This is a genomic window from Stenotrophomonas sp. PS02298 (assembly GCF_029959445.1).
Taxonomy (GTDB): domain Bacteria; phylum Pseudomonadota; class Gammaproteobacteria; order Xanthomonadales; family Xanthomonadaceae; genus Stenotrophomonas.
In genome coordinates this window covers 14,589-36,383 of record NZ_JASCOR010000028.1, presented here as the reverse complement: position 1 = coordinate 36,383, position 21,795 = coordinate 14,589, and the positions used below count along the sequence as shown (strand labels likewise).

At 65.7% G+C, this 21,795-nt stretch carries 15 protein-coding genes and 1 pseudogene; 9 read left to right on the top strand and 7 right to left on the bottom strand.

Going from position 1 to position 21,795, the window contains the following annotated elements; translation table 11 throughout:
- The first annotated feature begins 183 nt into the window (after positions 1–183).
- On the top strand, positions 184–729 hold the full coding sequence (locus QMX78_RS06580; RefSeq protein WP_282267706.1) for a glutathione peroxidase: 546 nt from the start codon (positions 184–186) through the stop codon (positions 727–729).
- Positions 730–909: 180 nt separating this feature from the next.
- Here the strand turns inward: QMX78_RS06580 and QMX78_RS06575 are convergent, their stop codons facing one another.
- The 7 genes from QMX78_RS06575 to QMX78_RS06545 form a co-directional block, all read right to left on the bottom strand.
- Positions 910–1,896: a VacJ family lipoprotein gene (locus QMX78_RS06575; protein WP_282267704.1), complete on the bottom strand. Its 987-nt coding sequence runs from the start codon at positions 1,894–1,896 to the stop codon at positions 910–912.
- 1 nt (position 1,897) lies between these two features.
- Positions 1,898–2,206 carry an STAS domain-containing protein gene (locus QMX78_RS06570; protein ID WP_282267702.1) on the bottom strand — a complete coding sequence of 103 codons (309 nt, stop codon included), beginning with the start codon at positions 2,204–2,206 and terminating at the stop codon, positions 1,898–1,900.
- Positions 2,196–2,867 (bottom strand): ABC transporter substrate-binding protein, encoded by a 672-nt coding sequence (locus QMX78_RS06565; protein WP_282267700.1) that lies wholly within the window; start codon positions 2,865–2,867, stop codon positions 2,196–2,198. Before QMX78_RS06565 ends, QMX78_RS06570 begins: the two co-directional genes overlap by 11 nt.
- Positions 2,864–3,388, bottom strand: coding sequence for an outer membrane lipid asymmetry maintenance protein MlaD (gene mlaD / locus QMX78_RS06560; protein WP_282267698.1), 525 nt, complete (start codon positions 3,386–3,388; stop codon positions 2,864–2,866). Before mlaD ends, QMX78_RS06565 begins: the two co-directional genes overlap by 4 nt.
- A 109-nt stretch (positions 3,389–3,497) precedes the next feature.
- Complete coding sequence (locus QMX78_RS06555; protein ID WP_282267696.1) at positions 3,498–4,247, bottom strand: MlaE family lipid ABC transporter permease subunit; 750 nt, start codon at positions 4,245–4,247, stop codon at positions 3,498–3,500.
- Positions 4,247–4,423, bottom strand: a complete 177-nt coding sequence (locus QMX78_RS06550; protein WP_282267695.1) for a hypothetical protein — start codon at positions 4,421–4,423, stop codon at positions 4,247–4,249. Before QMX78_RS06550 ends, QMX78_RS06555 begins: the two co-directional genes overlap by 1 nt.
- Complete coding sequence (locus QMX78_RS06545) at positions 4,423–5,220, bottom strand: ABC transporter ATP-binding protein (protein ID WP_282267693.1); 798 nt, start codon at positions 5,218–5,220, stop codon at positions 4,423–4,425. Before QMX78_RS06545 ends, QMX78_RS06550 begins: the two co-directional genes overlap by 1 nt.
- 225 nt (positions 5,221–5,445) lie before the next feature.
- Between QMX78_RS06545 and recC the strand changes: the two genes are divergently transcribed.
- From recC to QMX78_RS06505, 8 genes and pseudogenes are all read left to right on the top strand, one after another.
- Positions 5,446–8,808 (top strand): exodeoxyribonuclease V subunit gamma, encoded by a 3,363-nt coding sequence (gene recC, locus QMX78_RS06540; protein ID WP_282267692.1) that lies wholly within the window; start codon positions 5,446–5,448, stop codon positions 8,806–8,808.
- Complete coding sequence (gene recB, locus QMX78_RS06535; RefSeq protein ID WP_282267690.1) at positions 8,805–12,431, top strand: exodeoxyribonuclease V subunit beta; 3,627 nt, start codon at positions 8,805–8,807, stop codon at positions 12,429–12,431. The genes recC and recB overlap by 4 nt, the downstream gene beginning before the upstream one ends.
- Positions 12,428–14,449: an exodeoxyribonuclease V subunit alpha gene (gene recD, locus QMX78_RS06530; RefSeq protein ID WP_282267686.1), complete on the top strand. Its 2,022-nt coding sequence runs from the start codon at positions 12,428–12,430 to the stop codon at positions 14,447–14,449. Before recB ends, recD begins: the two co-directional genes overlap by 4 nt.
- Before the next feature lie 202 nt (positions 14,450–14,651).
- Positions 14,652–15,197, top strand: a complete 546-nt coding sequence (locus QMX78_RS06525) for a DUF3828 domain-containing protein (RefSeq protein ID WP_282267685.1) — start codon at positions 14,652–14,654, stop codon at positions 15,195–15,197.
- 154 nt (positions 15,198–15,351) lie between these two features.
- Positions 15,352–15,951 carry a GTP cyclohydrolase I FolE gene (folE, locus tag QMX78_RS06520; protein WP_282267683.1) on the top strand — a complete coding sequence of 200 codons (600 nt, stop codon included), beginning with the start codon at positions 15,352–15,354 and terminating at the stop codon, positions 15,949–15,951.
- Between the two features lie 22 nt (positions 15,952–15,973).
- Positions 15,974–17,443, top strand: coding sequence for a DUF3375 domain-containing protein (locus tag QMX78_RS06515; RefSeq protein ID WP_282267681.1), 1,470 nt, complete (start codon positions 15,974–15,976; stop codon positions 17,441–17,443).
- Positions 17,430–18,143 carry a DUF4194 domain-containing protein gene (locus QMX78_RS06510; RefSeq protein WP_282267679.1) on the top strand — a complete coding sequence of 238 codons (714 nt, stop codon included), beginning with the start codon at positions 17,430–17,432 and terminating at the stop codon, positions 18,141–18,143. The genes QMX78_RS06515 and QMX78_RS06510 overlap by 14 nt, the downstream gene beginning before the upstream one ends.
- A gap of 73 nt (positions 18,144–18,216) precedes the next feature.
- A pseudogene (locus QMX78_RS06505) lies at positions 18,217–21,657 on the top strand (SbcC/MukB-like Walker B domain-containing protein); the annotation flags it as partial.
- Positions 21,658–21,795: the final 138 nt, after the last annotated feature.

The following is a 21,795-nucleotide window of genomic DNA, read 5'->3' as shown; positions in this document are numbered from 1 at the left end:
GTGCCGAGCCATGCTCGGTAAGAGGCTCCAGCGGTAACGCCCCAGCCGAGCATGGCTCGGCACTACCAACAGCTAGCCAGCCGAGCTTGGCCCGGCATCACAGTGTTGCAGCACGACTGTGGTGCCAGCGCCACCCGCGACGCTTATGATTGCGCGCTCCCCAATCCCACAGCAGGCAACCGCATGACCGCTTCCGTATACGACACCGCGCTGACCACCATCGACGGTGCCCCGACTTCGCTGGCCGACTACCGCGGCAAGGTGTTGCTGCTGGTCAACACGGCTTCCAAGTGCGGCCTCACCCCGCAGTACGAAGGCCTGGAAAAGCTCTACCGCGAAAAGAAGGATGCCGGCCTTGAAGTGCTGGGCTTCCCGGCCAACAACTTCAACGGCCAGGAGCCGGGCAGCGAAGACGAGATCAAGCAGTTCTGCGCGCTCACCTATGACATCAGCTTCCCGATGTTCTCCAAGATCAGCGTCGCCGGTGCTGACATCCACCCGCTGTACCAGCAGCTGACCGCTGCCCAGCCGGTCGCCATCGGCGAAGGCCCGATGCGCGAGAAGCTGGTCGGTTTCGGCATCGAGGCCAACCCGGCCCCGGCCGTGCTGTGGAACTTCGAGAAGTTCCTGGTCGGCAAGGACGGCACCGTCGTCGCTCGCTTTGCCCCGGACACCACTGCCGACGATGAAGGCCTGCGCAAGGCCATTGACGCGGCGTTGGCTGCGTAAACCAGCCAACGCTGTGTTGTGGGAGCGGCATAAGCCGCGAAGCTGGAATTGCTTGGCAACCGGTTCCAACTGCGATCTGCTGATTCATCAGCTTCGCGGTTGACACCGCTCCCACAAAAAAAGCAGAAAGCAAAAAGCCCGGGTTTCCCCGGGCTTTTTGTTGGCCAGCAGCAACCAGGATCAGTCGCCCCAGTTCGGCATCGGCATTGCGTCGACCGGAATCGTGGTCTGGTCGTCGTCCTGATGCTTGCGGTCGCGGCGCAGGTCCTTCTCGATCTGGTAATTGCGGCGCTGCAGCCAGGCATCGCGGGTCAATGCGTATTCGTCCACCGCGGTGTCACGCAGCGAATCCACCGCCATCAACTGTGCACGCATGTCCACCAGCTGCAGGCCCTGCAGGCTGATGCGGACCTTGTCCATCTCGATCTGGCGCATCGGCGACAACGGGATGTCACCAGCCAGGCCGAACACATCACGCACGGTGCGCGGGCCGAAGAATGGCAGCTCCACGTAACGCGAACGACGCCAGCCCCACGTGCCCAGGGTCTGACCGAAGTCTTCGCTGCGCTTGGGCACCATTGCCTTGCTGGCCGGATCGAACAGACCACCAATACCGAAGGTGGAGTTCATCAGGAAGCGGCCCAGCGTGTCCCAGGCATCATCGGCGTGGCCCTGCAGCAGCTGGTTGACCATGGTCAGCGGTGAGCGCAGGTTGCTGAAGAAGTTGCTGACGCCAGTACGCGCGAACTGCGGCACGACATTGGTGTACGCCGTGGCCAACGGGCGCGCAACGCCGCGGTCGACCGCATTGTTGAAGCGGTGCACGCCGCGGTTGTACTTCTCCCACGGGTCGTAGGTCACGCTTGCAGCGGCCCCGGCAGTCTCGCCTTCAGCGCTGGGCGCCGGGCCGCCATACAGGGCAGCGAAGTCGTCTTCGGCCCCGGTCGGTGTGGTGTCGTCGCTGGCGGTTGCGGTGCTCTGCGTGCCGTCGGCCGTGGCCGTGCCTGCAGCGTCCTGCACGGTGACGGCTGCAGCGTCGACGGTTTGCTCAGCGGCCTGCGGTGCAACCACGGTGGACGCTGGCAGTGCATCGCGCGCTGGCTTGCCAGCACAGGCGGCAAGCATCGCCACGCTGAGCAGGAGGAGGAGGGTGCGGAAAAGTTTCATGTCAGCTTCCTGCCGAGGAGGCGTTGAAATCGAGGGACGGTGACAGCCGGTAGGCTGCACGCAGTTCGTCCAGACCCGCCGGGCTGCCGCTGACGTTGCCGCCACCGTGGGCCCGCAGACCTGCGGCCAGTTCACCCAGCAATGCCAGCCCGGCGCTGTCGATGGCTTCAACCGCCGCCAGGTCGAGCTGACGCACAGGCGCCAGCGCCCGCGTCAGCTGCGGCCACAGTGCAACCACCGCTTCGCGGTTGATCACGCCTGCCAGCAGCAGGGTGTCGCCCTCGGTGCGGAAGGTGGCGTTATTTGCCACGGGGAGCGGCCGGACCTGCGTTGGCCTGCATGCTGCCGCTGCGCAGTTCGGTGGCGACCTGCTTGATCGACTTCTGTCGCAGCGGCGCGTCGAACTGGTTCTTGAAGGTCTGCACGTAGGAGATGCCTTCGATCATCACGTCGAAGATCTTCCACTGGCCATCGACATTGCGCATCAGGTATTCGACCGGGGTCGGCTCGCTGCCGGCACGCACCAGCTCGGTGGAGACCTTGACGCCGCGGTTGCCCGGCAAGGGCTGCTCGCTCTTGTAGCGGAAGCTGGGCTTGCCCTGGATATCGAGCAGGGCCGAACCGTAACGCGACATCAGGTTGTCGGCCATTGCATCGGCGAACAGCTTGACGTCGGCATCGGCGGCGCCGCGGCCGTGCACGCCCAGCACCAGGCGGGCGGCGTAGTCGCGGTCGAAGGCACGGCTCAGCTCGCCATCGATATAGCTGCGCAGGGTCGCCGGATTGGCGCGGAATTCAGCGCGACGGGTCTGCAGCGAATTGATGATGCGGGTGCTGGAGTCCAGCACGGTGCGGGCGGCGGCCGAGGGCTGCGCGGCGGTGGCGGCCGGGCGTGCCTGCGCCAGCGTGACCGACGGTGCGGCGGCCAGCAGGGCAGAGGCGAGCACGACGGTAAGCAGTTTCACTTTCATGGTTGCGGTTCCGTAGCGGGCGCGTCTGCGCCGGGGGTTTCGTTGGCAGCCGCGCCGGTGTTGCCGCCGCCGCTGAACATGTATTTGCCAACCAGCTGCAGCAGGTCTACCGCCGGCTGGGTGAAGACGATTTCATCACCGGACTTCAAGACGTCCGGGTCACCGCCCGGCTGCAGGCCGATATAGCTTTCGCCCAACAGCCCACTGGTGAAGATGCCTGCCGAGGTATCGGCGGGCAGGTCCTTGAACTTGCTGTCCAGCGACAGGGTGACGACGGAATCGTATTTAATCGGGTCCAGCTGAATGTCAGCTACTTGGCCGATGGTCACACCGCCCACCTTCACGGGCGCCTGCTTGCGCAGCTGGCCGATCTGGCTGAAGCGTGCCTTCAGTTCGTAGCCACCGCCGCCGGTGCCGAAGCGCTGGTTGGTCGAGGCAACGGCCAGTACCAGCAGCGAGGCCAAGGCCAGCAGCAGGAAGGCGCCGACGGAAAATTCGAGTCTGGGTCCACGGATGGCCATGTTGTGTCTCACTCCTGATCCATCTGGTGCTTCGCCGGGCGAAGCGGGTTGTTCGATTCTTTGTTTGGTTCCCGCACGTGGATGTGCAGGCTCTTGCGAGCGACTCGCATCATTGGAACAGCAGCGCCGACAGCACGAAGTTGAACATCAGCACCAGCAACGAGGCGTTCACCACCGCACGGGTGGTGGCCACCGAGGTGCCTTCGATGGTCGGCTCGGCGTGGAAGCCGACATACGCCGCCACCAGTGCCGCGGTACCGCCGAAGATCGCCGACTTGAGCAGGGCCACGGCGAAGTCGTCCCAGAAATCGACGCTGCCGCGCAGCCCCGACCAGAAGGTGCCGTTGTCCTGGCCCAGCACATGCACGGCCTCGAAATAGCCGCCAGCAATGGCCAGCGAGCAGAAGATGCCGGTCAGCAACGGCACGGTCAGCACCGCCGCCCAGAAGCGCGGCGCAACCGCCTTGGCGATCGGGTCGATGGCCATCAGCTCCAGCGCCTTGATCTGGTCGGTGGCACGCATCAGGCCGAGCTCGGCGGCGATCGAGCTGCCGGCGCGGCCGATGAACAGCAGTGCGGTCAGCACCGGCGCCAGCTCGCGGTAAAGCGACAGGCCGAGCAGGGTGGACAGCGCGTCGGACGCACCAAAGGTGGTCAACGTGCGGTAGCCCTGCAGGGTCAGCACCAGGCCGACGAAGGCGCCGCCAACGGCGATGATCGGCAGCGAACGCGCACCGATCTTGTAGATCTCGCGGGTCAGTTCGGCCAGAAAGTCACGCGTCGGCAGCGAGCCACGCAGCACCGTCAGCGAGAACAGCCCGGCACGACCGAGCGAGCGGATGGAGGAGGTGAAGGGCATCAGGAAACGGCTCCAGAAGCGCTGATCACGCTGGACGACACGTCCTTCTCCCGCAAGCGGGAGAAGGTGCCCGAAGGGCGGATGAGGGGAGCTTTTGGTCCACGTGCTTTAAAAGCGCGCTCTCCCGCCATGCGGGAGAGGGGGCAGGAATCACGCATTTCGCGCAGCGTCGTCATCACGCGTTCTCCAGCCCGTAGTTGCGCGTCGGTGCGTCGAACGGGATAGGGCCGTCTGGCTGCCCGTGCAGGAACTGCCGCACCAGCGGGTCGGTGCTGGCCTGCAGTTCGTCCGGTGTGCCGGAGAACACGATGCCGCCATTGGCGATCACCACGGCCTGATCGCTGATCGGCAGGGTTTCATGCACATGGTGGCTGACGATGATGCTGGTCAGGCCGAGGCTGTCGTTCAAACGCTGGATCAGGCTCATGATCACGCCCGAGGCGATCGGGTCCAGCCCGGTCAGCGGCTCGTCGTAGATCATCAACGGCGGGTCCAGGGCCAATGCACGGGCCAGCGCCACGCGCCGCGCCATGCCGCCGGAGAGCTCGCGCGGCCAGGCATCGGCAGCGGCCAGCAGGCCAACCGCATGCAGCTTCATCTGCACCAGGCGGCGCAGCACCGGCTCGGGCAGTTTGGTGTGTGCACGCAGCGGCAGCGCCACGTTGTCGGCCACGCTCAGGTCGGTCAGCAGGCCGTTGCCCTGCAGCAGCACGCCGACGTTCTTGCGCATCTCCAGCAGGTCGCGGTTGCCGTGCGGAATATCCTGGCCAAACAGCTGCACGGTGCCGGATACCGGTCGTAACTCACCGGTCAGTGCCGCCAACATGGTCGACTTGCCGCTGCCCGAAGGACCGAGCACCGCGGTGATGCTGCCACGCGGTACCTGCAGCGAAACATCGCGCAGGATGGTGCGTCCGCCGCGATCGATTCGCACGTTGGACAACTGCACCAAGGGAGTCCGGGCTGAGGGCATGACGGCCTTTAACGGAAAACCAACGTTCTAGAATTGCCAGCAGCGCCTGAACATAAGCGTACTGGACCGTCCAGTATTGTCTCATTGTCAGCGCACAGTGCCATGCACAGCTTGAGGCGTTGGCAGCAACACAGTGTGCAGGGGATGGGAGAGTCAGCCGGTCCGGATTGTGCGCAATGCATTCATGTCTCGCCCCCTGCGATGCTGCTGCGGCAAGATGGCGCGATGAGCAACGCCCCCGATTTCCGCCTGTACCACTCCAATGCCCTGGACGTGCTGGCCCAGTTGCTGGCCCACGCATTGCGCGAGCCAGCGCCCGGCCAGTCCTTGCTGGCCGCCGATATCGTGCTGATCCCGCAGGTGGCGATGCGCCGCTGGCTGCAGTCGACCCTGGCCGCCGAGTACGGCGTCTCCGCCAATCTGGAATTCCTGACGCCCGGCGAGTTCGTCGCCAAGGCGCTGAAGGCCAATGTGCCGGGTGAGCGCGATGACCTTGGTGCTACCGGCCTGCACTGGCGTCTGTATGGGGCCTTGACCGACAGCAGTTTGATGCAGAAACCGGCGATGGCCGGGCTGCGTGCCTACCTTGACCGCAACGACCCGCTGCGCCCGTGGGCGCTGGCCGCCGAACTCGGCGGGGTATTCGAGAAGTACCAGGCCTGGCGCCGCGACTGGCTGCTGCGCTGGGAGGACGGTGCCGAGCCGGACGACCCGCAGGCCATCCTGTGGCGGCATATCGCCGGTGGCCAGAACTACCGCGCACGCCGCATCAACGATTACCTCGCCCGTTTCGAAGGCGAGCACCAGCCCTTGCCGCAGGGGCTGCCGCAGCGCCTGTTCGCTTTCGCCACGCTCAACGTCTCGCCGGACGTGTTGCGGGTGATCGCCACCCAGGCGCGGGTCGGCACGCTGCACTTCTATATGCCGACCCCGACCCGTTCCTATTGGGGCGACCTGCAGACGCTGAAGGAAAAGCTGCGCAGCGGCCTGGCCGAGCCATTCGGCACCGAGGCCGGTGAGAACCCGCTGCTGCAGGCCTGGGGCGAGGCCGGCCGTGACTTCATGGCGGTGCTGGGCGATTACGAAGTGGTGCATCCCAGCGGCGAAATCGCTGCCTACGTCGATCCGGAAAGCATTGCCGTGCCCGGTCTGGATGACGGCGGGCTTGGCGACAGCCTGCTGCACCGCCTGCAGGCCGACCTGTTCCACCGCCGCGCGCTGCCCTCGCCACCGTTGCGCGCCGCGCTGCGGGTGGACGACCCCAGCATCCAGATCCACGCCTGCCACACCCGCCTGCGCGAAATGCAGGTGCTGCACGACCAGCTGCGCGCGCTGCTGGAAGACCCGCGTTTCGACCCGCCACTGCAGCCGCGCGAGATCGCGGTGCTGGCGCCGGATATCGATCCCTACGTGCCCTACCTGGAATCGGTGTTCGGCGGCTGTGGCGGCAACGATGCGCATATTCCGTGGGCGCTGGCCGATGCCAGTCCGCTGCAGGGTGAGCCGCTGGCCGAGGTGTTCGTGCAGTTGCTGGGCCTGCCGGTATCGCGCTTCGGCCTCAATGAAATCCTCGACCTGCTGTCCAGCGCGCCGCTGGCGTCCGCCTCCGGTCTGGACGCGGCTGCATTCGAACGCCTGCACGGTTGGCTGCAGGCTGCGGGCGCGCGCTGGGGCCTGGATGCCGGCCATCGCAAGCAGCATCAGGCGCCGGCAGACGATGCCTACACCTGGCAGTTCGCGCTGGACCGGCTGCTGCTCGGCCATGCCAGCGGCAGTGATGAGGACATCGCTGGCGTCGCGCCGTGGCCGGAACTGGAAGGCGGTGGCTTGGCTGCACTGGATGCGCTGATCCGCCTGCTGCGCGTTCTCGCCCGCCACCAGAAGACCCTGGCCGAAGCGCTGACGCCCAAGCAATGGCGTGAGCGCCTGCTCGGCCTGCTCCTGGCGTTGCTGCCGGAAACCCCGACCGAAGCCTCCGCCGTGCGCGCACTGGACCGTCTGCGCAAACTGGTCAACGAGTTCGCCGAAGAAGCCACCAGCGCCGGTTTCGACGCGCCGGTACCGGCCGAAGTCGTGCGCGCGCACTTCGCCTCGGTGCTGTCCGAAGCCGATACCCGTGCGCCGCTGCTCACCGGCGGCATCAGCTTCGGCCGCATGGTGCCGATGCGCCTGCTGCCGTTCCGGGTGATCTGTGTGTTGGGTTTGAACGACGGCGATTTCCCGCGCCGCGATCCGGCTGCCGGCCTGAGCCGGCTCACCGCCGAGCTGGGCACCGAGCGTCGCCGCTATGGCGATCGCTCGCTGCGCGAGGACGACCGCTTCCTGTTCCTGCAGCTGTTCGCCTCCGCCCAGGACGTGTTCTACCTGAGCTACCTCGGTGCCGATGCCCGCGATGGCAGCGTGCGCGAGCCCTCGGTGCTGGTCAGCGAACTGGCTAATGCGGCGTCGGCGTATCACCTGGACAGTGCCGCTGCGCGCAAACACCTGGTGGTGCGGCATCCGCTGCAGCCATTTGCCCCGGCGGCATTTGGCGGCGATGGCGAGCCGCGTCGTTTCAGTTACCGGCGCCAGTGGCATCCGGCCGCCAGCGCGGTCGGCGGCAGTCGGCAACGCTTGGCGCCGTGGTTCGACGGCCCGCTGAACGCACCGCTGCCCACCGCACTCAATGACGACAGCCTGTCGCTGGACGCACTTCGGCGTTTCATCAGTGACCCGGCCGCGCAGTTCCTGAATCAGCGCCTGGGACTACGCCTGGCCGGTGAAATCGACGACAGCGAAGATATCGAGCCGCTGCTGGTGCCCAGCGGTGGCCGCTTGCATTCGTCCTTGCAGCAACATGTACTCAGCGCCTTGCTGGAAGGCCGCGAAGCTGGCCTGTACCAGCGCCTGCGTGCCCGCGCGTTGTTGCCATCCGGTGCGCTTGGGCGGCAGCAGTTTGAACGCATGTTGAGCCGCATCCGTCCCTGCGCGGAAACGTTTTCGCAGTGGTACGACGGCCAGCCGCTGGGCTCGCAGCGTTACGAAGTTCAGCTCGATGGCGTGCGCCTGCACGGGCGTGTCGATCAAATTCATCCACAGGGTCTGATTCGCCTGCAGGCGGGTGCGCCGGGGGTGGCCTATGTGCTGCGCGGTGGCCTGGATTGGCTGCTGGTGAACGCTGCCGGTGTGCCGTCATCGATGCTGCAGTTCCATGACAACGGGCAGGCTGGCTATGGCCCGCATCGGCTTCCAGAGCTTTCTGCAGAGACTGCACAGGAAGCCTTGAAAGCCTTGCTGCGTCTACGTTCTGAAGGAATGCAGGCGCCGCTTTTATTCGCTCCCTACACCGGTTGGGAGATCTACAACGCCGACGAAGAAAAGCGCGAAAACGCGGCGCAGGCGCGCTGGTTCGGCAGCGAGCACAGCTGGGGCGAGCGCAACAGCGAAGCCCTGCAATTGGCCTTGCGCGGCACCGATCCGTTCGCTTCGCCAAGCACTACTCACAGATTTATCCACAACGCCCTGTTGATATTTACCGCGCTACGCGAGGGCCGCGTTTTGCCCGATTTCGACGCTGAAAACGATGCCATGAACGGAGCCGGCGCATGAGCACCGAAGCGCTGCAGCAGGACCCGTATCTGCACTTGCCGCTGGATGGTCTGCGCCTGATCGAGGCCAGCGCCGGCACCGGCAAGACCTTCACCCTGGCCACGCTGTTCACCCGATTGGTGGTGGAGCAGGGCCTGCGCATGGGCCAGATCCTCGCGGTGACCTTCACCGACCCGGCGACCCAGGAGCTGCGCAAGCGCATCCGCGAGCGTCTGGAACTGGCTGCGCGCGTGGTGGACAGTACGCCAGACGACAAGGACAGTCCTGAGACCACGCTGACCCGCGCCATCCTGCAGCGCCACCTGCAGCAGGGTGCGGAAAGTGCCGCACAACTGGGCCGGCGCCTGCGCATTGCCGCCGAAGAAACCGACCTGGCCTCGATCTTCACCATCCACGGTTTCTGTACTCGCGTTCTGGGTGAGTACGCTTTGGAAAGCGGCCACACCTTCGCTGCTCCCGAACTGCTGACTAATACCCGTGCATTGCATGATGAACTGGCGGCAGATCTGTGGCGCCTGCACACAGGGCAGGGTGAACATCTGGAGGCGCTGCTCGGCCTATGGGAGAGTCCGGATGCCTTGGCCAGGGATCTGCCAGCATTGGTGGCCGAACTGCCACTTTATCCACAGCCACCGCAGACCCTGATCGAAGACACGCGCCCGTTCCGCGACGGCGCTGCGCAGCGTCTTGCTGCTGGCATCGCCGAGCATGGCGACACCTATCTGCAGCAGCTGCGTGGCGCGGTGGAGGGCGGCATCCTCAACAAGTCCAGCTACAAGCTCGACTGGATCGAGCTGCTGTTCCAGCAACTGCTGCAGTGGAGCCGCCACCCCGATCCGACTGCCGAGCTGGACGAACGTCTGGAGCGGTTGACACTGGATGCGCTCACCGCCAAGACCAACAAGCCCAAGGCCGGCAGCACCCCGCAATCGCCGCTGCAGCTGCTGATCGCTGACTATCTGCATGCACTGGCGCAGGTGACGCAGTGGCAGCGCCAGCAGTCGATCGTGTTGTTGCACCAGTTGCGCGACGAGGTTCGCCAGCGTTTGGCCCAGCTCAAACAGCTACGCCGCCAGCAGACCTACGATGACCTGATCGACAACGTTGCCAATGCCTTGCACGGCCCGCACGGTGCACACTTGGCCGAACGCCTGCGTGCGCAGTACCGCTTCGCCCTGGTCGACGAGTTCCAGGACACCGACCCGCGCCAGTGGGGCATCTTCCGCCGCCTGTTCGCCGCCGATGATGGCGATGCCGCGCTGTTCCTGATCGGCGATCCCAAGCAGGCCATTTACGGTTTCCGTGGCGGCGACGTGCATACCTACCTCCAGGCCAAGGCGCTGGCGGAGGAAGCGCCTAAACTTAAGCACAACTTCCGTTCGCGCCCAGGTGTGCTGCGAGCGATTCAGGCGCTCTACGATAACGCCGGGCGCGAGGCCTTCCTCGACCAGCGCATCCAGTTCGAGCCGGTCTTGCCGGGCAGCAAACGCAGCGATGCTGACTATCTGCTCGAAGGAAAGCCGGCACCAGCACTGACCCTGCAGCTGATTGCAGGCGATGCTGATGGCAAGCCTTTGAAAGCGGATGCCTCGCGCGAAGCGGCTACCGCCGCCTGCGTGGCGGATATCCACAAGGTACTTAGTGCCGCCCGAGAAGGCCGTGCATTGATCGATGGGAAGCCGGTGCAGCCAGGCGACATCGCTGTGCTCGTACGCAAGCATGACGAAGCTACACGCATTCAGCAGGGTTTGATTGCTTTGGGAATCCCAGCGGTCGCTTCGGGAAAAATGAGCTTGTTCGCAAGTAACGAAGCTCATGAAGTTCGCTTACTACTGCTGGCGTTGTTGCAACCTGCTGACGAAGGTCGCCTGAGGGCTGCACTAGCAACCGTGCTGTTGGGCGAAAGCGCGGCTCGCATTGCCACAATGGAGTATGAAGGCGAGCAGCATCGTCTGCATCAGGAGCGTCTATCCCAGTGGCGTGAGCGATGGCAGCGGGGTGGTGTGCTCGCCCTGCTGTCGGATCTGTGCGCTGAACAGGCTGAACGCCTGTTGCTGCTGATCGACGGTGAGCGCCGCCTCACCAACTACCTGCAGCTGGCCGAAGCCCTGCAGGAAGCCAGCAACCGCAGCATCGGCCTGCATGGCCTGCTGGACTGGTTGCAGACGCAGATCGCCCACGCTGACGAAGGCGATGAAGCGCAGCTGCTGCGGCTGGAATCGGATGCCCGTCGCGTGCAGATCATCACCCTGCACAAGAGCAAGGGCCTGGAATACCCGCTGGTTTATCTGCCATTTGTGGGTGTCCGGCCTAGAGGTGGAAAGGACAAAAGCCACAAATTTGTGCACGACGGCGAACAACGCGTGCTGCATTGGAAGATCGACAAGGAAGACCCCGACTGGAAGGCCGTGGGCCAGCAGGTCAACGCCGATGAGGAGGCCGAAACCGCGCGTCTGCTCTACGTCGGCCTGACCCGCGCCGAGCATGCCTTGTGGATAAGTGGCGGTGCCTTGACTGGCCTGGCCACCTCGCGGCTCGGGCCGATGTTGCAGGGCTTGCCCGAACATGCCGACATCCAGGTGATCGAAGACGACAGCGGCCCGGCGCCGACACGCCTGCCGCCCGAGCGCGAGCAGGCCTTGCCGCCGGTACGCGAGGTGCGCCGCAGCGTGCCGCACGACTGGTGGGTCTACAGCTTCACCCAGCTCGCCCATGCTGAAGGCGGTCACGACACCGCAGCTGCTGCCACCGAAGACAGTGGCGGCGCTGCCGATGAACCGGCGCAGGTCGACGTGGATGCTGAACCAGCCAGCGAAGCCGCCGCCGCACAACCGGAGGTATTCGATCCGCGCTTTGCCGGCAGTCGTTTCGGCAACGTGCTGCATGCCGCGTTGGAGAACGTCGATTTCGGCGTCTGGCGCGACTGGCAGCCCGGCCTGGCCGCACCGGATGGCCAGGCCGAGATCATCGAAAAAGCAATGCGTGCAGATGGTTACGTCGACGAAGAGATAGCCGACGGTGTGGCGTTGCTGACCGAGCTGATCGGCCAGACCCTGACCGTCACCCTGCCCGAAGGCGGTGCCCTGCATTCGCAGGACGAAGGTGAGCGCCGCGCCGAAATCGAGTTCCATTTCGCCATGCAGCCGACCACCGTGCCGGCCCTGCTGCGCGTGCTGCATGCACACGGGGTTGTGCGCGGCCGCAACGGCTTCGGCCTGCGTCGTCAGCTGGAAGGGCTGATGACCGGCAAGATCGACCTTACCTACGTCCGCGACGGGCGTTGGTACGTGCTCGATTACAAATCCAACCGCCTGCCCGATTACGCCCCGGCGCAGCTGGATGCGGCCATGCGCCACAGCGAGTACGACCTGCAGGCGCTGATCTACACCGTGGCCCTGCATCGCTGGCTGCGCTTCCGCATTGGTGCTGGCTACGACTACGCGCGTGACTTCGGTGGCATCCGCTATCTGTTCTGTCGCGGACTGGATGCAACCCGTCCGCAGTCGCCGGGGCTGTACGCGCACAACTTCGCACCGGAGCTGGTGCATGCGGTGGATGAACTGTTTGCCGGTGGCCGCGATGGCCATGCGGCCTTGTTGGCACGACTGGGAGGCGAGGCATGAGCCTGCTGGCCGCATTGAACAAAGCCGGCGCGCTGCGCGCGCTGGATCATGCCCTGGCGCAAAGCCTGCGGCGGCTGGATACGGAAACGCCGGACGCGGTGTTGGCTGCTGCGGCCTTGGCTTCGTTGGCGGTATCGCAGGGGCATGCGGGCTTTGATCCGACCCAGCCGCAGCGTTTGGTGGATGCCGGTGTGGAATGGCCGGCTGCCGAGGAATGGATTGCGAAGCTGGAGGCGTCGAAGTGGATATCCACAGCTGTGGATAACAGCGTGGAGTCGCAGCAGGCGCCCTTGGTTTGGGAGAACGGGCTGCTGTATCTGCGCCGGTATCGCGAGTACGAGCGCCGCTTGGCGGCGGGTCTGCAGCGGATCGGGAAGGTGCCAGTTGCTGCTGGTGATGTGGCTGGATTGTCTGACGTGTTTACCCGCCTGTTTCCGGGGCAGGCCGCCGCGGCTCAGTTGGATCTGTTTGGAGCGCCCTCACCCCAACCCTCTCCCGCAGGCGGGAGAGGGGGCCAGAAGCGGGCAGCGCCGCAAGAGCCACAGAGCTCAGCGCAGCCGGACCTCTTCCTTCTCCCGCTTGCGGGAGAAGGTGCCCGAAGGGCGGATGAGGGGAAGCTCTTGGACCACCAAGCAAGAGCAGCTGCTACCGCCCTGCGCCACAACCTGCTGCTGGTCACCGGCGGCCCCGGCACCGGCAAGACCACCACCATCACCCGTCTGCTGGTGCTGCTGGCCGCACAGGCACAGGCCACAAACGAACCAGCACCGCGTGTCGCCCTGGCAGCGCCAACCGGCCGCGCCGCCGAGCGCATGGCCGAAAGCCTGCGCCACGCCCTGCAGAAGCTCTCGGCGGAAGGCATCGACAGCGCCCTGTGCGAGCAACTGCCAAGCACCGGCACCACCTTGCACCGCCTGCTCGGCGTGATCCCGGATTCGCCGCGCTTCCGCCACCACGCCGACAACCCGTTGCCCTATGACGTCATCGTGGTCGACGAAGCCTCGATGATCGACCTGCCATTGATGACCAAGCTGGTCGAAGCCATCGCCGCCGGCACCCGCCTGGTGCTGCTCGGCGATCCCGATCAGCTGCCGTCGGTGGAAGCGGGCGATGTGCTCAGCGCCATCCTGCGTGCTGCCGGCGATGGCCAGCGCACCGCCGCAACGGACGCCGACGCGTTGCGCCCTCTGCTGGGCGAACTGCCGGCCGATGCGATCGAAACAAGACCTGCCGACTTCGCTGGGGCCCGCGTGCAGCTGCAGCGGGGCTACCGCCAGAGTGAAGCCCTGCAGCTGGCACCACTGGCCAGCGCCATGCGCGATGGCGACGCAGTGCAGACGCTGCAACTGTTGCGCGACGCTGAACTGACCGGCGTGCACTTCCACGAAGGCGATATCGATCCATTGCAGGCCTGGCGCGAGCCGCTGCAGCAGTACTGGCAGGCACTGGCCGATGCCGCCACGCCGGCCGACGCGCTGGCCCTTGCAGCTCGCATGCGCCTGCTCACCGCCGTACGCGAAGGCCCGCAAGGCGCGCGCGGGCTCAACGCCCGCATCGAAGAACTGCTGGCCGGCACCCGTGGCCGCGCGCTGGGCCCGGGCTGGTTCCACGGGCGCCTGCTGATCATTGGCGAGAACAGCTACCGCCACCGCCTGTTCAACGGCGACGTTGGCATCTGCCTGCGTGATGGCGATGGCCGCAGCGTCAGTGCCTGGTTCCCCGGCGACGATCCCGCCAACCCGCGCGCCTTCCACCCGGCGGCCTTGCCGCTGCACGAAAGCGCGTTTGCGATGACCGTGCACAAGGCGCAGGGCTCGGAGTTCGACCAGGTCTGGCTGCAGCTGCCACGCCGCGACAACCGCGTGCTCAGCCGCGAGCTGCTCTATACCGGCATCACCCGCGCTCGCAACGGCCTGCATCTGGCCGGTAGTGCAGAAGTGATAGAAGCAGCTCTGGCTCGGCATGCCAGTCGCTGGTCAGGGCTGGCGCAGCGGCTGTCTCCTTCCCTTTCGCCGTAGGCAACGGGGGCGATCAGTCGGCGCAAAAGGCACCCCTCCCCAGCCCTCCCCTACGCCTACGGCGCAAGGGAGGGAGACAAGCGCTCTGCCCCCTCCCTTTGGCGCAGCCAAGGGGAGGGTTGGGGAGGGGTGCTTCAAAGCCTTTGCTTTCCCCAACAGTTACGCCTAAAAAGACCCGACAAACGAACACGCAAGGACGCCCATGAAAACCTTGGCAACCACGACGCTGCTGCTCCTGGCCCTGACCGGCTGCAACAAGGAGGCACCGGCCACCGTCACGCCCGAGCCAAGCCAAGCAACGACCAGCACCAGCGCCCAGGACATCAGCAACGCCCGCGCTTTCCTCAGCCACATCTACGCCGGCTACCACCCGGATGCCGGGCTGGACGCGATCCTGCCCGACGAAGCGGTCTACACGCCGGCGCTGATCGCTGCGATGCAGGCCAATAGCGACGCGTACGCCGGCGAAGTCGGCTATCTGGACGGCGATCCGCTCTGTGACTGCCAGGACACCGCCCAGGACCTGCGCCAGCTCAGCTTCGACATCCAGCCACTGGCCGACGGCCAGTTGCGTGCCAGCGCCCAGCTCGACGACCCCGAGCACCCCTTGCAGCTGCAGTTGACCCTGCAGCGCCAGGGCGGCAGCTGGCGCATTGCCGACATCGCCAACGCGCGTGCGCCCAGCCTGTTGCAGGCGCTGGAGCGCGATACCGCCACGGCCAAGCAGGCCGCAGGGCAGGCACCTTGAACCGGCGGATCAGCTGGCTTAAAAAAACTCCATGTAAAACAATGAAGTAGAGCTAATGAAGCCGGCCCGCCGGAGCCGGTCAAGGCGCCGTAAATGCTCCTCCACAGCCCCGGCTGGTAGCATGTCCACCCCGTAATCCAAGCGCAGTTCTGTAATGGCCGATCCCAAGAACCCGTCCGTCACCCAAGCCCAGGCCGAAGACGCCGTGCGCACCCTGCTGCGCTGGGCGGGTGAAGATCCCACCCGCGAAGGCCTGCTCGACACCCCGCGCCGGGTGGCCGAGGCCTATGGCGACTGGTTCAAGGGCTATAACGACGACCCGCGCGAGTACCTGGCCCGTACCTTCGAGGAAGTGGCCGGCTACGACGAAATGATCGTGCTGCGCGACATCGAGTACGAAAGCCACTGCGAGCACCACATGGCGCCGATCATTGGTCGTGTGCATGTCGGCTACATCCCCAATGGCCGCGTGGTCGGCATCTCCAAGCTGGCACGCGTGGTCGAGGCCTATGCACGCCGCTTCCAGGTGCAGGAAAAGATGACCGCGCAGATCGCCGACGTCATCCAGGACGTGCTGCAGCCGATGGGCGTGGGCATCGTGGTGGAAGGCGCACACGAGTGCATGACCACCCGCGGCATCCACAAGCGTGGTGTCAGCATGGTCACCTCGCGCATGCGCGGCACCTTCCATGACGACGCACGTACCCGTGCCGAGTTCCTGCGTTTCATCGAAGTCGGCCACGCCCGACGCTGAGCCCAGGGATCGCACGCGCTCGATGAAGTACCGCCAACGTATCGCCGGCTACCAGCGTCTGCGCGAGCAGCCGCTATGGAAACTGCTGGCCTCCGACCGCGCGCCGGTGTTGGTGGGCCTGTTGCAGGGCCTGCTGCTGGAAGCGGACCGCCGCATCCCCGGCTCCATCCTCGCCGAGCGCCTGCAGCAGCAGCTGGACACGCTCAATGGCGAGGAGCTCGAGGTCGAGCTGCCGCGCACCGCGCCGGCTTACATCGCTTACTGGCTGGCCCAGGGCTGGCTGGTGCGGCGCCTGCCTGAAGGCGCGAGCGAGGAGGAATACGAGCTGTCGCGGCACGCCGTGCAGGCGATCCGCTTCATCGCCGGCATCGAGCACAACGCCAGCCTGGCCACCGAAAGCCGGCTGGCAATGGTGATGCAGCAGATCTCGCAGCTGGCGCAGCAGACCGAGGCCGATCCGGAAGCACGCCTGGCCGCATTGAAGGCCGAGCGCGACCGCATCGATGCCGAGATCGCCCAGGTGTCCACCGGCAAGGTCAGCGCGCTGGATGGCAAGCGCGCGCTGGAACGCACCCGCGACGTGATCCGACTGGCCGATGACCTGGCCGAGGACTTCCGCCGTGTGCGCGATGACTTTGAGCAGCTCAACCGCCGCTTCCGCGAACGCATCATCGACGACGAAGGCGCACGCGGCGACGTGCTCGACCGCCTGTTCAACGGCGTCGATGTGATTGGTGAATCCGATGCCGGGCGCAGCTTCCAGGCGTTCTGGGACCTGCTCAATGATCCGCGCCGCAGTGGCGAACTCGACGCTGCGCTGGACACCGTGCTCAACCGTGGCTTCACCCGCAAGCTGGACCGCAACGAGCGCAATTTCCTGCGCAACTTCACCAGCACCTTGCTGGAACGCGGCAGCCAGGTGCACGAGGTGATGCAGCATTTCGCCCGCAGCCTGCGAGGCTTCGTGCAGAGCCGCGGTTACCTGGAACAGCGCCGCCTCAACCAGCTGCTCAAGCAGGCGCAGGGCCAGGCCCTGCAGCTGCGCGACGAAGTGCGACCGACCGCGCCTACCGGCTTCGTGCTGCCGCTGTCCTCGGCGCGCGTGCGCTCGATCGGCCAGTGGCGCCTGCACGACCCGCGCACGCATCAGGTCGACACTTCCATCTATTACGCCGAGGCCGCCGAGATCACCCTCGACAGCGTCGGTGACCTGGTCGCGCAGTCGGAAATCGACGTGCGCACGCTGAAAGACAATCTCTTCATGCTGCTGGGTTCACGCCCGCGCCTGAGCATCTCGCAGGTATTGCGCGAGCGGCCGGCGCGGCAGGGCTTGGGCAGCGTGATCGGCTATCTCTCCATCGGCACCCGCCATGGCAAGGTGATGACCGACCAACTCGAAACCGTGGAATGGACCGGCGGTGACGGCGTGGTGCGACGCGCCCGCGTGCCGCTGATCTGGTTCCTCAAGGAAAGACGCGATGAACTGGTCTGAGACCGAAACCGATAGCGAAGCCACCAGCGCGCCCGTCGCGCCGGCACCCGCCCTGAGCGGCGGCGCCCTGTTCGTCGGCGACAGCGGCCGCCTGCCGGTCGATGCACGTCGCGCGCTGTGCCTGCTGCTGGCCGGCCCCAGCGTCGACGCCCAGCGCCAGCCAGCGCAATGGGCGGCACTGCTGCGCAATGAAGACGACGTGCGCAGCCTGCTGTGCGAACTGTTCCTGGAGCTGGTGCTGGACCGTGATGGCGGCGTCGCCTTCACCCGCCAGTTCGATACTGCCGAACTCGACTCGCCCAACCTGCTGCGCGCCGCACCGCTGACCTTCATCGAGTCGGTGCTGCTGCTGTTCCTGCGCCAGCAGCTGGCCGAGGCCGATACCCGCGGCGAACGCGCGGTGGTGGCCGAGTTCCAGCTGGTGGAAGCGATGAGCATCTACCAGAAGAACGTCTCCACCGACCAGGCCGGCTACGGCAAGCGGGTTACCGCTGCCATCGCCAAGATGCGCGAGAACCAGCTGCTGTCCAAGCTGCGCGGCAGCGAGGACCGCTACGAAGTGTCGCCGGCGCTGAAGCTGCTGTTCTCGGCCGAGGACGTGCAGGTGCTGGTCGAGGCTTACCGCCAGTTGCGCGACGGCGATGCCGTCGCTGACGCGGTTGCCGACGATGAAGACAACAACGGCGCTGCCGCCGAATGATGCCTGGCACCCGCGCCACGCTGACCAGAATGACCACCGCCGCGCCTTGCGTGGCGGCTGAAGGATGAGCCGTATGGAAACCACGTCCCACACCCTGCTTCCCAATGCCGCGTTGTTCAACGACCCGGCCAGCGATGCCCGCGCGAACCAGTTCCGCATGCGCCGTTTGCAGGTGCTCAACTGGGGTACGTTCTCCGGCCTGACCGAAGTGCCGATCGCCGAACGTGGCTTCCTGTTCGTCGGCCGCTCCGGCTCGGGCAAGTCCACCCTGCTCGATGGCATGAGCGCACTGCTGACGCCGCCAAGCATCGTCGACTTCAACGCCGCCGCGCGCGAAGCAGAACGCTCCGGCCGCGATCGCTCGCTGGTGTCGTATGTGCGTGGCGCCTGGGCCGACCAGCAGGACAGCGAGTCCGGCGAAATCGCCACCCAGTACCTGCGCAAGGGCGCGACCTGGAGTGCATTGGCGCTGGAATACCTCAATGCCCGCGGCGACGCGGTGTCGATCGTGCGGTTGTTCTGGATTGCCGGTGCCGGCACCTCGGCCAATGACGTGCGCAAGCACTACATGGTGATCCCGCGTCGCTTCGACCTGGCCACCGAGATGGAAGGCTTCGACCTGGACCTGCGCAAGCTGCGCGGTCGCCTGGGCGAAGACGTCGGCCACTTCGACAGCTTCACCGGTTATGCCGAGCGCTTCCGTCACCTGCTGGGCATCGGCAACGACATGGCGCTGCGTCTGCTGCACAAGACCCAGTCGGCCAAGAACCTTGGCGATCTCAATGGCTTCCTGCGTGGCTTCATGCTGGAAGAGCCGCGCACTTTCGAAGCGGCCGACCGCCTGGTCGATGACTTCGCGGAGCTCGATGGCGCCCACCACGCCGTGGTCACCGCACGCCGCCAGGTCGAAACACTGACTCCGGCGCGTGATTTCCACCAGGACCTGATGTCGCTGCGCAAAGGCGTGGCGACGCTGCGTGACCTGCAGATCGGCATCGACGGTTTCCGTGAGGAAAAGCGTCTCGAGCTGGTCAACGAGCGCCTGAAGGAAGTGGAGATGCTCGACCGCGGCCTGATGGGCGAGGAAGGGCAGCGCCGGCAGTCGCTGGACAACCACGAACAGAAGCTGGTCGAACTGGAACGCCAGCAGCGCGAGCAGGGCGGTGAGCGCATCGACGAACTCGAGCGCGAGCGTATCCGCATCGAACGCGAGGTCGAAGAACGCAGCCGCCGCCGCAAGCAGCTGGAAGGCGCCTGCCGCCAGCTCGGCATGGTGCTGGCTGAAACCGCCAGCGGCTTCTCCGAACAGGTGGAGCAGGCGCGTGCCTTGATCGATGGCACCAAGTCCGGTGCTGGCACCGTGGACGACGCCATCGCCGAGCGCATGGCCGAGCGCCGCGACGACGAGAAGCGTTTCGCCGCACTGCGGGTGGAACTGGAATCGCTGAAGGCGGCACCGAGTTCGATCCCGGCGCCGCTGCAGCAGCTGCGCGCACGTCTGTGCGACGACACCGGCCTGTCCGAGTCCGCGCTGCCCTTCGTCGGCGAGTTGATCCAGGTGCGCGAGGACCAGATCGGCTGGCGCGGTGCGATCGAGCGCGTGCTGCACGGCTTCGCGCAATCGCTGCTGGTCGACGAGAAGAATCACCAGCAGGTCGCCGAGTGGGCCAACCGTACCCACCTGGGCACCAAGCTGGTGTATTTCCGCATCCGTGACAACGAACTGCTGCACGCACGCGAGCCGGAGAAGCGTTCGCTGATCCACAAGCTGCAACTGCGCGATCATCCCTACGGCGACTGGGTCTACAACGAGCTGCAGCGCCGCTTTGATTACACCTGCGTGGAAAACGCCGGGCAGCTGCGCAACGAAGACCGCGCGATCACCCGCGAAGGCCAGATCAAGCACCCGGGCGACCGCTACGAGAAGGACGACCGGCATGCGGTCAACGATCGCAAGCGCTGGATGCTGGGCCATGACAACCGCGACAAGCGTCGTGTGTTCGAACGCGAAGGCCAGGAGCTGGCCCAGCGCATCGCCCGCAGCGAGGCCGACGTGGCAATGCTGCGCAAGCAGCGCGAAAGCGGGCAGGAAAAGCAGTTGGCCGCGCACTCGCTGATCGAGCGCGACTGGGACGAAATCGATGTCGGCCCGCGCCTGCAGCGCCTGAGCGATATCGACGAGCAGCTGGTCGACCTGCGCGAAGGTGATACGGCACTGGCGCGCATCGGCCAGCAGATCGAATTGACCCGCGGCCTGCGTGACCAGGGCAAGCGCACCTATGAAGACGTGCGGCTGGAACGCGGTCAGTTCTCGCGTGAGCGCGCACGCCTGGAGCAATTGCGTGACAACGGCCAGGCGCGCGTCGCCAGCGCACCGTTGACCGAGCTGCAGCGCGAAGGTCTGGAAGAGCGCCTGAACATCCTGACGGGCTTGAACCTGGAAAGCCTGGAAAGCCACTTCCGCGTGATCGAGCGTGGCCTGGCCGAAGAGTTGGGCAGCAGCCAGGGCCGTGATGCCAAGTTGACCCAGCATCTGCTCGATTGCTTCCGCAAATACACCCAGCAGTGGCCGGAAGACTCCGGCGACTTCACGGTGTCGCTGACCAGTGCCGACGATTTCCTTGCGCGTTTGACCCGCTTGGAGAGCGACGGTCTGCCGCGCCATGAAGGCCGCTTCTTCGAGCTGCTGCAGACCCAGAGCAAGAACAACCTGCTGGCCCTGCAACGGCACACCGCCGAAGCGCACAAGGCGATCAAGCAGCGCATGGACGAGGTCAATGCCTCGCTGGAACAGGTCGCATTCAACCGCGGCACCGTGCTGGCCATCGACGTGCACGACCGGCGCCTGCCGGAAGTGCAGGACTTCCAGCTGCAGTTGCGCGCGGTGTTGACCCACCAGCAGACCGAAGACCGCTCGCTGGCCGAGTCCCAGTTCAACGTGTTGCGTGACCTGGTACGTCGCCTTGGCGCGCAGGAACCTGAGCTGCGCCGCTGGCGCGAGCAGGTGCTCGACGTACGCCAGCATGTGGAGTTCATCGGCGTCGAGCTGGATGCTGATACCCGCGAGCAGGTTGAAATCTATCGCAGTGGCGCCGGCAAGTCCGGTGGCCAGCGGCAGAAGCTGGCGACGACCTGTCTTGCCGCCGCGCTGCGCTACCAGCTGGGTGGCGAAGACGGTGAGCTGCCGCGCTACGCCGCGGTGGTATTGGACGAAGCCTTCGACAAGGCCGACAACGAATTCACGGCCTTGGCGATGAACATCTTCGAGAACTTCGGTTTCCAGATGGTGGTGGCCACCCCGCTGAAGTCGGTGATGACGCTGGAGCCGTTCATCGGCGGTGCCTGTTTCGTCGAAATCAGCGGCCGCCATGACTCAGGCGTGCTGCTGATCGAGTACGACGACGCAGGCAATCGCCTGAAGCTGCCGGCGCGCGCACGTGGTGCGATGGCGCAGGCCAATGCGGAAGATGCGGTGGAAGCGGAAGCCAAGCCTTCGGTGAAGAAAGCTGCGAAGAAGACTTCGACGAAGAAGAATATTCCGGCCTGATGGCAGGGAAGCGAAGTTTTTCCTGTTGTCGTGGCCGCCAGGCTTTTGCTTCTCCCGCTTGCGGGGGAAGGTGCCCGAAGGGCGGATGGGGGGAGCTTTTGATTC